The sequence below is a fragment of the Streptomyces sp. NBC_00876 genome, assembly GCF_045207435.1.
Lineage (GTDB): Bacteria > Actinomycetota > Actinomycetes > Streptomycetales > Streptomycetaceae > Streptomyces.
In genome coordinates, this window is the sequence record NZ_CP108800.1 from 6811058 (window position 1) to 6823872 (window position 12815).

A 12815-nucleotide genomic window follows, 5' to 3' on the forward strand; every position below is an offset into this window, starting at 1 on the left:
CGTTCCGTCGGCGGGCGCCGATGCATGTAAACCAGCCGGTTCCGCATTTCTGCACACCGGCGGGGTGCGGATTCAGTGGATGATGCCCGTCCGCAGGGCGACGGCGACCATTCCTGCACGGTCTCCGGTGCCGAGCTTGCGGGCGATTCGGGCGAGGTGGCTCTTGACGGTCAGGGCGGACAGCCCCATGGAGACGCCGATGGCCTTGTTGGACTGGCCTTCGGCGACGAGCCGCAGGACCTCCACCTCGCGGCCGGACAGTTCGCGGTAGCCGCCCGGGTGGCTCGGGGCGCCGGGGGGACGGCGGTGCATACGGGCGGCGGTGGCGCCGATGGGAGCGACGCCGGGACGGGTGGGGTGGCCGATGTTGGTACGGGTGCCGGTGACGACGTAGCCCTTGACGCCGCCCGCGAGGGCGTTGCGCACAGCGCCGATGTCGTCGGCGGCGGAGAGGGCGAGGCCGTTCGGCCAGCCGGCAGCTCGGGTTTCGGACAGCAGGGTCAGCCCGGAACCGTCGGGCAGGTGGACGTCGGCTACGCAGATGTCGCGCGGGTTGCCGACGCGGGGGCGGGCCTCCGCGATGGACGACGCCTCGATGACGTCACGTACTCCGAGTGCCCACAGATGGCGGGTGACGGTGGAACGGACGCGCGGGTCGGCCACGACGACCATGGCCGTCGGCTTGTTCGGGCGGTAGGCGACCAGGCTTGCGGGCTGCTCGAGGAGAACGGACACCAGGCCTCCTGGGGAGTGGCGGGACGGGCCGGCTCGGGGATGAAGCCGGGGCGAACCGTGCTTGAAGGGTCATTGACTCCTTCGGCAGCAGACCCCTGCTCCTTTAGAGGAAGATCACGATTTGGTGAGTAACAATTCGGGCAAATAGGACGCGCGATCGATTGTACGAAAAGAGAGCCGGTGACTGTGCGAAGTTTCGTGACGCAGCGTCACGGTTCTCGAAGTGGCGGGAACACCCCTACGAAACCTGCGGCCCACGCCGCTGCGGCAGCGTCACCACCGCCGCGTCGAGCGGGCCCGAGGGCGGCAGACCGGCGATCTGGCACAGCAGATCGCCCCACGCCACCAGATGGGCCGCCGTGTCCGGCACCCCGCCGCGCCCCTCGCGCGGCGTCCAGGACGCCCGGATCTCGATCTGTGTCGCGGGACGCCGCTCCTCCAGGGCGCCGAAGTAGTGCGAACCCGCCCGGGTGACCGTGCCGCCCGCCTCCCCGTACGAGAGGCCGCGCGCCTCCAGCGCGCCGGTCAGCCATGACCAGCACACCTCCGGCAGCAGCGGATCGGAGGCCATCTCCGGCTCCAGTTCGGCGCGGACCAGCGTCACCAGCCGGAAATTGCCCTGCCAGGCCTCGTGCCCGTCCGGGTCGTGGAGCAGGACGAGCCGCCCGTCGGCGAGATCGTCGTCGCCGTCGACGACCGCCGCCTCCAGCGCGTACGCGTACGGAGCAAGGCGTTTGGGGGGCCGTGTCGGCTCCACCTCCAGTTCGGGGCGGAGCCGCGCCGAGCGCAGTCCGTCCACCGCCGAAGCGAATGCGGGCGGGACGGAACCACCCTCCGCGCTGTCCTTGCTGTCAGCGCCATCGGATTGATCGGAGAAGTGTCCCTGAGCCGGAGCCATGCGGGGAAGAGTAGGCGGAACCGGAGGCTCGCGCGCGGAAGGACACCCGTGCGGGGCAGGGCTCCTTCCGCATGCGTGCGAAGATTCTGTGCGTGAGTGCCATTGACCGCCCCTCGGGCCAGCAGACGAAGACCTCCGCCACCCATGACTCGGCCTTCCTGAAGGCGTGCCGGCGCGAGCCCGTGCCGCACACACCGGTCTGGTTCATGCGTCAGGCGGGGCGCTCCCTGCCCGAGTACCTGAAGGTGCGCGAAGGCATCCCGATGCTCGAGTCCTGCACGATGCCGGAACTCGTCGCAGAGATCACGATGCAGCCCGTCCGCCGCCACAAGGTCGACGCCGCGGTCTACTACAGCGACATCGTCGTCCCCCTCAAGGCGATCGGCATCGACCTCGACATCAAGCCCGGCGTCGGACCGGTGATCGCCGAGCCGATCCGCACCCGCGCCGACCTGGCCCGGCTGCGCGACCTCACCCCCGAGGACGTCCCGTACGTCACCGAGGCCATCGGCCTGCTCACCGCCGAGCTGGGGGCCACCCCGCTGATCGGCTTCGCGGGCGCCCCGTTCACCCTGGCGAGCTACCTCGTGGAGGGCGGCCCGTCCCGCAACCACGAGCACACCAAGGCCCTGATGTACGGCGACCCGGAGCTCTGGGCCGACCTGCTCGACCGTCTCGCCGAGATCACCGGAGCCTTCCTCAAGGTCCAGATCGAGGCCGGCGCGTCCGCCGTGCAGCTCTTCGACTCCTGGGTGGGCGCCCTGGCCCCCGCCGACTACCGCCGCTCGGTGCTGCCCGCCTCGGCGAAGGTCTTCGACGCCGTCGCGTCGTACGAGGTCCCGCGCATCCACTTCGGTGTCGGCACCGGTGAGCTCCTCGGCCTCATGGGCGAGGCCGGCGCGGACGTCGTCGGCGTCGACTGGCGGGTCCCGCTGGACGAGGCCGCGCGCCGCGTCGGCCCCGGCAAGGCGCTCCAGGGCAACCTCGACCCCGCCGTGCTCTTCGCCCCGACCGCCGCGGTGGAGGCCAAGACCCAGGAGGTCCTGGACGCCGCCGCCGGTCTGGAGGGACACATCTTCAACCTGGGCCACGGTGTGATGCCGAACATGGACCCGGACGCGCTGTCGCGGCTGGTCGAGTACGTCCACACGCGCACCGCGCGCTGAACGACGGGCAGGCGGGCACCGCTCAGGCGGTGCCCGCCCTCCGCAGCGCCGTCACCGTCTTGCGGGCCGCCACCAGGACCGGGTCCCAGACCGGTGAGAACGGCGGGGCGTACCCCAGGTCCAGGGCCGTCATCTGCTCGACCGTCATCCCGGCGGTGAGCGCCACCGCCGCGACGTCCACCCGCTTCGCCGCCCCGTCCCGGCCCACGATCTGCACCCCCAGCAGCCGGCCCGTGCGGAACTCCGCGAGCATCTTCACCGTCATGGGCCGCGCCCCCGGGTAGTAACCCGCCCGGCCCGTCGACTCGATCGTCGCCGTGACGAACCGCAGGCCCACCGCTCGGGCGTCCTTCTCGCGCAGCCCGGTACGGGCGATCTCCAGGTCGCAGACCTTGCTCACCGCCGTGCCGACCACCCCGGGGAACGTGCCGTAGCCGCCGCCGACGTTGGAGCCGATGATCTGGCCGTGCTTGTTGGCGTGCGTGCCCAGCGCGATATGGCGGGTGCGGCCCGCCACCAGGTCCAGCACCTCGACGCAGTCCCCGCCCGCCCAGATGTTGTCGTGGCCCACCACCCGCATCGACAGATCGGTGAGCAGCCCGCCGTGCGGGCCGACCGGCAGCCCGACGGCGCGGGCCAGCGTCGTCTCCGGCTCGACGCCGATGCCGAGCACCACCACATCGGCCGGGTACGACGCGTCGGCCGTCTCCACGGCACGGACCCGGCCGTCCGGCCCGGTACGGATCGCGGTGACCGCGGCCCCGTTCACCGTCGTGATGCCGAGCCCGTCCATCGCGTCGTGGACCAGGCGCCCCATATCGGGGTCGAGCGTCGCCATCGGCTGCTCGCCGCGGTTGAGGACGGTCACCTCGAAACCGCGCTTCAGCATCGCCTCCGCCATCTCGACCCCGATGTAGCCCGCGCCGACGACGACCGCACGCCGGCCCTCAGGGCCTTCAGCCCGGAAGGCCCCAGCCCGGTTCAGGGAGTCCAGCAGCGCCTGCCCGTCGTCCAGGGTCTGCACCCCGTGCACCCCGGGCGCGTCCATCCCGGGCAGCGCGGGGCGCACCGGACGGGCCCCCGTCGCGATCACCAGCTTGTCGAATCCGGTCCAGGAGGTCTCGCCCGAGTCCCGGTCCAGGGCGCGCACCCGCTGCCCCGCGACATCGATCTCCGTCACCTCGGTGCGCATCCGCAGATCGATCGCGCGGGCCCGGTGCTCCTCCGGGGTGCGGGCGATCAGTTCGTCCCGCTCCGCCACGTCACCGCCGACCCAGTACGGGATCCCGCAGGCGGAGTACGAGGTGAAGTGGCCCCGCTCGAACGCGGTGATGCCCAGCTCGGCCGGGCCCTTGAGCCGGCGCGCCTGGGACGCGGCGGACATGCCCGCCGCGTCACCGCCGATGACCACCAGTCGTTCCGCCGCCATGCCAGGTCCCTTCGACGCCCAGTACGGGGACCCACGCTACGGCGGGGACGGCTCCCGGGGGCGCCGCGGCGCCCCCGGGAGCGCCCTCACTCGCCCGCCGGCCCCGCCTTGCGCCCCCGGCGGCGCAGCAGCCGCCACAGGCCCAGCAGGGCGGCCGCCACGGCCAGGAACGGGGCCGCGGCGCCGACCGCCATTGCGAGCCACCGCACCATCGTCACGAACGCGTGCCAGCCGCCGCTCAGCGCGTCCAGGAACCCCGGATCGTCGTTGTCCTCCTCGGCGGCCGCCTCGGGCTCCATGAGGTCCAGGGTGATCGTGGCCAGGGCCGTGCGGTCCTTCAGTGACGCCTGCTGGGCCAGCAGCGACTCCAGAGCGGCCTGACGGCTGCTCAGTTCGCCCTCCAGGGTCACCACATCGACCAGCTTCTCGGCCCGGTCCATCATCTTGCGCACCCGCGTCACGCTCGCCCGCTGGGTGGCGATCCGGCTCTCCACGTCGACGACCTGGTCGGTGACGTCCTTGGCGGTCGACGTGCGCGAGAGCAGCTTCCCCGACCCCGAGAGCTGCCGCAGCACGCTGTCGTACTCGCCCTGCGGCACCCGCAGCACGAGATGCGAGGAGTCATGGGTGTCGTCGACCTGTTCGGTGGTCTCGTTGGCGACCAGACCGCCCGCGTCCTGCGCGACCGTACGCGCGGCTGCCGCCGCCCGGGACGCGCTCTTCACCTCCACGGACAGCGAGGCGGTGCGGATGACGTGCGTGGCGGTCACCGGATCCGGCTTGTTCGGCGTCCCCGGCCTCGCCGCACCCTCCTTGGCGTCGGCTGCCGCCTCCCCGGCGGCGTCCGGCTTGTTCTGCCCGCCGTTCTGTTCGCCGGCGGACAGTGCGCGCTTGTCGGAGGAGCCGGCGTCGCTGCTGTCCCCGGCCGCGCCGCAGCCGCTGAGCGCGAGAACGGCGGTGAGCAGCCCGGCGGCGAGCGCGGTGCGTGTGCGGCCGCCGGCTCGTCTGCCGGTACGGGTGATGGGTGCTGCCTGCATAACTGTCCCCCCAGGACGGGTGATTGATAGTGCCGGTTCGACGTACGGGGTGGTGGACCGGGTTGCGTGAAACCGGTTTCGAACCGGTCACGTTCAGGACTCGGAAGCGGTTTGAGAGAGTGGGGGCATGCAGCGTTCAACACACCGTGCGGACCAGGACCCGGGCCATGTCGTCGTCATCGGCGGCGGCATCGCCGGACTCGCGGCCGCCCACCGTCTCCTGGGGGCCGGGCTGAGGGTCACCCTCCTTGAGGCGACCGGCCGGCTCGGCGGCAAGCTCATGACCGGCGAGGTCGCGGGTGTGCAGGTCGACCTCGGCGCCGAGTCCGTGCTCGCCCGCCGCCCGGAGGCGGTCGCCCTGGCGCACACCGTCGGCCTCGGAGCGCGCCTCCAGCCGCCCGCCACGGCCTCGGCCTCGCTGTGGACGCGCGACACGCTGCGACCCATGCCCAAGGGCCATGTGATGGGCGTACCGGGCGACCCGGCCGTCCTGGGCGGGGTGCTCTCGCCCGAGGGTCTGGCCCGGATCGCACAGGAACGCGACCTCACCCCGACGGCCGTCGGCGACGATGTCGCCGTCGGCGCGTACGTCGCCGACCGGCTGGGCCGCGAGGTCGTCGACCGGCTGATCGAGCCGCTGCTGGGCGGGGTGTACGCGGGCGACGCCTACCGGATCTCGATGCGCGCCGCCGTACCCCAGCTCTTCGAGGTCGCCCGGCAGGGCGGCTCGCTGCTCGACGGGGTCACCCGCATCCAGGAGCAGGCCGCCGCCCGGCAGCAGACCGGACCGGTCTTCCAGGGCATCGAAGGCGGCATCGGCACGCTGCCCGGCGCCGTCGCCGACGCCGTGCGCGCGGGGGGCGGCGAGATCCTCACCGACACCCCCGTGCTGGGCCTGACCCGCGGGGCCGACGGCTGGGACGTGCGCACCGACAGCCGGGTGATCACCGCCGACGGCATCGTCCTCGCCGCCCCCGCCTGGTCCGCGTCCACCCTGCTCGCCGCCGAGTCCCCGGCCGCCTCCGCCGATCTCGCGGGCGTCGAGTACGCGTCGATGGCCCTGGTCACCATGGCCTTCCGGCGCTCCGAGGTGACGGGGCTCGCGGCCTTCGAGGGCCGCTCCGGCTTCCTGGTGCCCCCCGTCGACGGGCACACCATCAAGGCCGCCACCTTCTCCACCCACAAGTGGCAGTGGGTCGCCGACGCGGCACCTGACCTGTTCCTCCTGCGGACCTCGGTGGGCCGCTACGGCGAGGAGGACCATCTGCACCGCGAGGACGCCGAGCTGGCCGGCGTCTCACTGGCCGACCTCGCCGCGGCGACCGGACTGACCGCGAAGCCCGTGGCCACCGAGGTCACCCGGTGGATCGGCGGACTGCCCCAGTACCCCGTGGGCCATCTCGGCCGGGTCGCCCGGATCCGCGAGGAGGTCGCCGAACTGCCCGCGCTGCGCGTCTGCGGCGCCGCCTACGACGGGGTCGGCATCCCCGCCTGCATCGCGAGCGCCCACCGCGCCGCGGACGAGATCGTCCGCGAGATCACGGGGGAGATCATCGCCACGGGGACCCTGGTTCAGGGCACACGGAGCGAGGCGGGACAATAGCCGTATGACTGCTCCTGAGACCGTGACATCAAGCAAGGGTCCGAACGCCGGCAAGAAGGCCAAGGACCTCAACGACGTCATCCGCTACACGCTGTGGTCCGTCTTCAAGCTGCGCGACGTACTGCCGGCCGACACGGACCGCGCGGCGTACGCCGGTGAGGTCCAGGAGCTGTTCGACCAGCTCGAGGCCAAGGACATCACCGTCCGCGGCACCTATGACGTCTCCGGCCTGCGCGCCGACGCCGACGTCATGATCTGGTGGCACGCCGAGACGGCGGACGAGCTCCAGGAGGCGTACAACCTCTTCCGGCGCACCCGGCTGGGCAAGAGCCTCGAGCCGGTCTGGTCGAACATGGCGCTGCACCGCCCCGCCGAGTTCAACAAGTCGCACGTCCCGGCGTTCCTCGCCGACGAGACGCCGCGCAACTACGTCAGCGTGTACCCCTTCGTGCGCTCCTACGACTGGTACCTGCTGCCCGACGAGGACCGTCGCCGCATGCTCGCCGACCACGGCAAGATGGCCCGCGGCTACCCCGACGTGCGCGCCAACACCGTCGCCTCGTTCTCCCTCGGCGACTACGAGTGGCTGCTGGCCTTCGAGGCCGACGAGCTCTACCGCATCGTCGACCTGATGCGTCACCTGCGGGCCTCCGAGGCGCGGATGCACGTCCGCGAGGAGGTCCCCTTCTACACCGGCCGGCGCAAGTCGGTCGCTGACCTGGTGGCCGGGCTCGCGTAGCGAGCGGGTTCCGACCACCCCAACCCGGAAGATCAGACGGCGGGCACACGGCACACTGTGCCGCCCGCTGTTCCAGCGACACCGGGTTCGGCTTCCGGTGCGGCGCGCGTCCTGCGCGCCGCACCGTTGTCCTTTACGGGACCCGACGGCCCGTGAGCGCGGCCCGCAACTCCGGATCGTCCACCGCGCCCACGCCCTGCACGGCGACCGCCACCAGCACGTCGTGAGCCGCGCCGTCCGCCGGCCCCGCGCACGCGTCCAGCAGCCGCTGACCGGCGGGGGAGGCCCAGGAGCTGTACGGATGCACTTCCATCCGGGCGATGGCCAGGCATCCCAGGTTCAGCACGAGCGGCAGCCCGAACCAGACGAGCAGCGGCACCGCATCGCCGCCAGGACGCTGCTCCCGGCCGGGCGTGAACAGCGCGGCCGCGCCCGTCGCCACCACCAGCAGCGCCGCGCCGCGCACCGCCCGGACCGCCGACGCGACATCCGCCCCGGCGCCGCCGGGCCGGGCCAGACCCGCGGCGACGAGCCGGTCGGCCAGGGCCCGTACGGAGTCCGCCGCGGCCGCCGCCGCACGTACCGGCGGTATCGGTGACTGGCCCTGCGGGCCGATGGCGCGTATCACCGTCCGCTCCACCTCGTCGCGGCCGTCCGGGTCGACGACCGTCGCCCAGCCGGTGTGGGCGAGGAGCAGACGCCGCCGCAGATGCATGGTCACGAGAGCCAGGTCGGCGACCCGGTGCGGGCCGCCGGCCAGGAACGCGGTCTCGTACAGGGTGAGTTCACGGTCGTCCGCGGTGCGCCGCACGTCCTCGGCCGAGGTGGCGGGCAGCCGGGCCGACGCGAGGCAGAGCCGGATACAGGAAATGGCTGCCGCACCCCATGCGACCAGCAGGAACAGAACCCAGAGCATGGCCGATTTCTATGCGAGAAGGGCCCCTGGCGCCATGGCCTGTTCATCATGCGGACAGTGACGTCTCAGGAACTGCTGCCGCAACTCGACCCGGAGCTGCTGCCGCAACTCGATCCGGAGCTGCTCCCGCAACTCGACCCCGAACCGCTGGAGCAGCTGGACCCCGAGCTGCAACTCGATCCCGAGCCGCAACCGGACCCCGAGCCGCAACTCGATCCCGAACCGCACCCCCCGCCGCTGCTTCCGGACGAGCTGCCGCAGCCGCTGCCGCCGGGGCTCGATCCCGCACACCACACCGTCGGCACGAGCAGTATCCCGGAGGAGTCCGAGGAGTGGGGCGAGGGGGTGTGCGGCCCCGCGGGCCGCATCCGGGCCGCCGTGACCAGGTGCATGCGCAGCACGGGGTCGGGGAGCGCCCGCGGCCCGCCCGTCGCCATCAGATGGGCCGCGTCGGTCCGGTACGCGTGGGCGGTGCGGAACTCCGCCGCCGTCCTGCGGCCCGCCCGGGTGACCCGCGACCGGGCGGTGCCCGCGCCGATCAGCCCGATGAGGGTCCCGGCGACCAGGGCGGGGAACGCCATGAGGAAGAACGGGAACGTCATGTCGGAGTAGTCGTCCGTGCCGACCACCTGGCTGATGGTCAGCACGAAGGAGACCGGGAAGCCGAGCAGACAGACCACCCCCTGCGTCATTCCCCAGCGGCGCCACTTCCGGTTCGCCCCCGGCACGTTGAGCAGACCGCGTGCGGCCAGTCCGTCGCCGACCTCCTGCACCGCGGGATGGCGCATCACCGCGGCCCGCAGGGTGTGCAGCGCGCCGTTGGGGGCCGCGGCCTGCTCCTGGAGCACGGCCCGTTCCACCGGGTCGTGGGCGACCGGCCGCTGGACCGCGACGATGCCCGGCCCGCCGACGACCAGCCGGCCGTCCTCGTGCATCGCGGCGAGCGCGGTGTCCACCACCCGGCCGGGACCGCCGTTCAGGAACGCCACCTCGGACAGGTCGAGGGCGGGGCCGCCGGGCCCCTGCTGGAGGCGGGCGAGCCCACGGAGCAGCAGCGTCGAGGAGACCGCCACGGCGAGTGTCAGGACCAGGGCCAGTGTGTTCATCCCGGTCACCTTCCTACGAGTACGGAACGGGCGGCCCGGACCAGCCGGGTGGTGCGGCGGGGCGGCCGCGGCGCCGCCCGGTCCTGCCACCAGTGGGTCAGCCGGCGGCGGGCCGCGTCGTCGGCGGGGCGTCCCGCGAGGAGCAGCTGCTCGGCGAAGTCCAGGGCGTCGCGCCGGTATCCGGCGGTCATCGGACGCCTCCTCGCGTACGCGAGGAACGCGTCCCGGTAGCCGTGCCCCAGGATCTCCGGGAGCTCGGGCGCCACTTTGGCGACGACATCGGCGCGTTTGGCGGCCAGGGCCCGGCTCTGGATACCGAGCCGGCGGTGGTCGAAGCCCTCCGGGGCGGGGGTGCCCGCGACGAGGGCGGAGAGCAGCGAGGTCTGCGCGACCGCGACCCGGTCCCGGGCGCCCTCCGTGCCCACGGACCCGCTTGCCGGGGCTGGGATCCGCGTCGCCCCGACGGGCGCGATGAGGTTCCCGGACGGGCCCTCCGGGGCCGGGGCCCGCGTCGGCTCGGCGAGAACCCCGCCGGCCCCGGACCCGCCCGCCGGGTCAGTGGGCTTCGCCGCCCCCGCGGCCGCCCTGCCACCCCCCGGCGGCCGTACGACGCTGGGGCCCGCGTCGAGCGTGGTGCGGATCGCGTCCAGCTCGTCCGCCAGTTCACCGGCCGGCGGGAAGTCGTCGTCGCGCTCCAGCAGCACCCCGGGCGGGGCGACACGGGAGCGCAGTTCGGCGAGGATGGCGAGGACCGGGGCGGTGACCGGGTGGGCGTGCGTGTCGTGCCACACCCCGTCCTTCTCGACGCCGCCCGCCACATGCACGTACGCGATGGCCTCCACCGGCAGTTCGTCGAGGGCCCCGGCGGGGTCCTCGCCCCGGTTCACCCGGTTCGTGTGCAGGTTGGCCACGTCGATGAGGAGCCGCACCCCCGTGCGCTCCACCAGCTCCGCCAGGAACTGCCCCTCGGTGAGCTCCTCGCCGGGCCAGGAGATCAGCGCCGCGATGTTCTCCAGGGCCAGCGGCACCGGCAGCGAGTCCTGCGCCACGCGCACGTTCTCGCACAGCACGTCCAGCGCCGCCCATGTGCGCGGCACGGGCAGCAGGTGCCCCGCCTCCAGCGCCGGTGATCCGGTGCGCGGCCCGCCCGCCCGGACGAACGCGATGTGCTCGCTCACCAGCGGAGCGCCCAGCAGCGTGGCGCGCGCGGCGAGGTCCGCCAGCCGGCCCGGGTCGGGGCGGTCGGCCCCGCCGAGGCCGAGCGAGACCCCGTGCGGAACCACGGTGACCCCGCGCTCCCTCAGCCGCGCCAGCGAGGCGGGCAGATGGTCGGCGCAGAGGTTCTCCGCGACCGCCTCCACCCAGTCGACGCCCGGCAGTGCCTCCACCGCGTCGGCGATCTCCGGCCGCCAGCCGATCCCGATTCCCAGCTTCATGGTGAGTCCCCCTCCTCCACTCCGTGCAGGGGTCATGGCCCCGCCGCGCGGCGGTGAATCCGAATAGGGGGACGTTCAGAGCTCGATTTGAGGTTCCGCGTCAGGAGGTACGCATCGACGGAACGGACCGTTCAACGGACCGGCCGGAAACCCGCAAACGGAACGGACCGTTCAACGGACCGGGCGGAAACCCGCAACGGGTGCGGACGGATCAGCGGCGCAGGGCCGGATGGTCCGCGACCACCGTGCACGACCCCGGGGCGATCTCGGTGAACCCGGCATCCTGCACCACCGGCAGCCCGCTCACCGTGAGCTCCTGCCAGCGGCCCGGCTCCGGGGTGGCGACCGAGAGCGGGAAGCCGGCCTCGCGCCACGCCTTGCGCTCCGTCTCCGACAGCTCCCACCAGGCGAGCTGGGCCCCGTGCCCCACCTGGGCCATCTCCTTGCCCGCCGACATGCCGAGCTCCGGGTTCAGCCAGAGGACCGGGCCGGCGAGGTCGGGGGCGGGCGGCGGTTCGGGGTCGTCCAGGTCCGTGCCCGAGACCTGGAGCTTGGCGAGCTCCTTGGGCCAGCCGTCCAGCGGCACCGGCGGGAAGACCCGCACCTCGGCCTCGTCACCCGTGACCGTGATCCCGGGCAGCGCGCAGGCCTTGCGCCACTCCGCGCCGCGCGCCCGGCGCACCACCTTGCGGATCCGGGCGTCCTGCCAGTCGCGCATCAGCTGCGCCCACTCGCCCTCGCCCACGGACCGCTCGTCGCTGAGCATGACCAGCACCGCACGGGCGGCCGTGCGGAGCGCGTCGGTACGGGCCGGCGGCGCCGCCTTCTCGATGTGCACCACCAACGGCAGTACGTACTGCGGTGCTTCGTCCCGGCCGGTGCGCTCGGACCGGAACGGGCTGTCCGCGGGAAGCGGGGCGGACGCGTCCGGTGCGGCGGGCGCGGGAAGCGGGGCGGACGGGGACGCGGGGGTGTCGTTGGTGCTCACCCGTCCAGTCTGCCAGCCGTCCCCAAACCCGTTCTTGGCGGAATGAAACCGTCCGGGTGAGGATGCACCGCATGAAGAGCGATCTCTTTTCCAGCGAGCACATGGTGCAGCAGGCAACGGCCCCCGGGATGACCCTGCAGAACGCCAAATCCATCAAGTACGCGGTCAGCGGGGAGATGCACGCCCGCCAGGGATCCATGGTCGCCTTCCGCGGTGATCTCCAGTTCGAACGCAAGGGCCAGGGGCTCGGCGGCATGCTCAAGCGCGCCGTCACGGGTGAGGGCCTGCCGCTGATGGCGGTGCGCGGCCAGGGCGAGGCATGGTTCGCGCACGAGGCGGCCAACTGCTTCATCGTGGACATGGAGCAGGGCGACGTCCTCACCGTCAACGGCCGCAACGTCCTGTGTTTCGACGCCACGATCGCCTACGAGATCAAGGTCGTGAAGGGTGCCGGAATGACCGGCGGCGGTCTCTTCAACAGCGTCTTCACCGGCTACGGGAAGCTCGGCCTGATGTGTGAGGGGCACCCCATAGTGATCCCCGTCACTCCCCAGCAGCCGGTGTGCGTCGACACGGACGCGGTCGTCGGCTGGAGCGCCAACCTCACCACCTCGCTGCACCGTTCGCAGAGCGTCGGCTCGATGCTGCGCGGCGGCTCGGGAGAGGCCGTCCAACTGCGTCTGGACGGCGAGGGGTTCGTGATCGTACGTCCCAGCGAGCTCAAGACCGAGAAGGCGTCGTCGAACTGAGTACGCAAGCCGG

At 72.8% G+C, this 12815-nt stretch carries 12 protein-coding genes; 4 read left to right on the top strand and 8 right to left on the bottom strand.

Features of this window, described 5'->3' with window-relative positions; translation table 11 throughout:
• Positions 1–72: 72 nt before the first annotated feature.
• Together OG782_RS29825 and OG782_RS29830 are read right to left on the bottom strand one after the other, a co-directional pair.
• A complete protein-coding gene (locus OG782_RS29825) occupies positions 73–735 on the bottom strand; it encodes a response regulator transcription factor (RefSeq protein WP_352125450.1) in 663 nt (220 codons plus the stop codon).
• 238 nt (positions 736–973) lie between these two features.
• Positions 974–1633 (bottom strand): DUF3000 domain-containing protein, encoded by a 660-nt coding sequence (locus OG782_RS29830; protein WP_406456193.1) that lies wholly within the window; start codon positions 1631–1633, stop codon positions 974–976.
• A 92-nt stretch (positions 1634–1725) separates the two neighbouring features.
• Between OG782_RS29830 and hemE the strand changes: the two genes are divergently transcribed.
• A complete protein-coding gene (gene hemE / locus OG782_RS29835) occupies positions 1726–2799 on the top strand; it encodes a uroporphyrinogen decarboxylase (RefSeq protein WP_406456195.1) in 1074 nt (357 codons plus the stop codon).
• A gap of 22 nt (positions 2800–2821) precedes the next feature.
• On the opposite strand, the gene OG782_RS29840 is transcribed toward hemE, so the two are convergent.
• Together OG782_RS29840 and OG782_RS29845 are read right to left on the bottom strand one after the other, a co-directional pair.
• Positions 2822–4228, bottom strand: a complete 1407-nt coding sequence (locus OG782_RS29840; protein WP_406456197.1) for an FAD-dependent oxidoreductase — start codon at positions 4226–4228, stop codon at positions 2822–2824.
• An 86-nt stretch (positions 4229–4314) separates the two neighbouring features.
• Complete coding sequence (locus OG782_RS29845) at positions 4315–5265, bottom strand: DUF4349 domain-containing protein (protein ID WP_406456199.1); 951 nt, start codon at positions 5263–5265, stop codon at positions 4315–4317.
• 127 nt (positions 5266–5392) lie between these two features.
• Between OG782_RS29845 and hemG the strand changes: the two genes are divergently transcribed.
• A complete protein-coding gene (gene hemG / locus OG782_RS29850) occupies positions 5393–6868 on the top strand; it encodes a protoporphyrinogen oxidase (protein WP_406456201.1) in 1476 nt (491 codons plus the stop codon).
• 4 nt (positions 6869–6872) lie between these two features.
• A complete protein-coding gene (gene hemQ, locus OG782_RS29855) occupies positions 6873–7607 on the top strand; it encodes a hydrogen peroxide-dependent heme synthase (protein ID WP_406456203.1) in 735 nt (244 codons plus the stop codon).
• 133 nt (positions 7608–7740) lie between these two features.
• Here hemQ and OG782_RS29860 read toward each other — a convergent pair whose 3' ends face one another.
• From OG782_RS29860 to OG782_RS29875, 4 genes are all read right to left on the bottom strand, one after another.
• Complete coding sequence (locus tag OG782_RS29860; RefSeq protein ID WP_406456205.1) at positions 7741–8523, bottom strand: TIGR04222 domain-containing membrane protein; 783 nt, start codon at positions 8521–8523, stop codon at positions 7741–7743.
• 65 nt (positions 8524–8588) lie between these two features.
• Positions 8589–9629, bottom strand: coding sequence for a TIGR04222 domain-containing membrane protein (locus OG782_RS29865; RefSeq protein WP_406456207.1), 1041 nt, complete (start codon positions 9627–9629; stop codon positions 8589–8591).
• Positions 9630–9634: 5 nt separating this feature from the next.
• Positions 9635–11065 carry a DUF692 family multinuclear iron-containing protein gene (locus OG782_RS29870; RefSeq protein WP_406456209.1) on the bottom strand — a complete coding sequence of 477 codons (1431 nt, stop codon included), beginning with the start codon at positions 11063–11065 and terminating at the stop codon, positions 9635–9637.
• Between the two features lie 211 nt (positions 11066–11276).
• A complete protein-coding gene (locus OG782_RS29875; protein ID WP_406456211.1) occupies positions 11277–12053 on the bottom strand; it encodes a peptidyl-tRNA hydrolase in 777 nt (258 codons plus the stop codon).
• A 71-nt stretch (positions 12054–12124) separates the two neighbouring features.
• Between OG782_RS29875 and OG782_RS29880 the strand changes: the two genes are divergently transcribed.
• Positions 12125–12802, top strand: a complete 678-nt coding sequence (locus tag OG782_RS29880) for an AIM24 family protein (protein WP_406456213.1) — start codon at positions 12125–12127, stop codon at positions 12800–12802.
• The last annotated feature ends 13 nt before the right edge of the window (positions 12803–12815 follow it).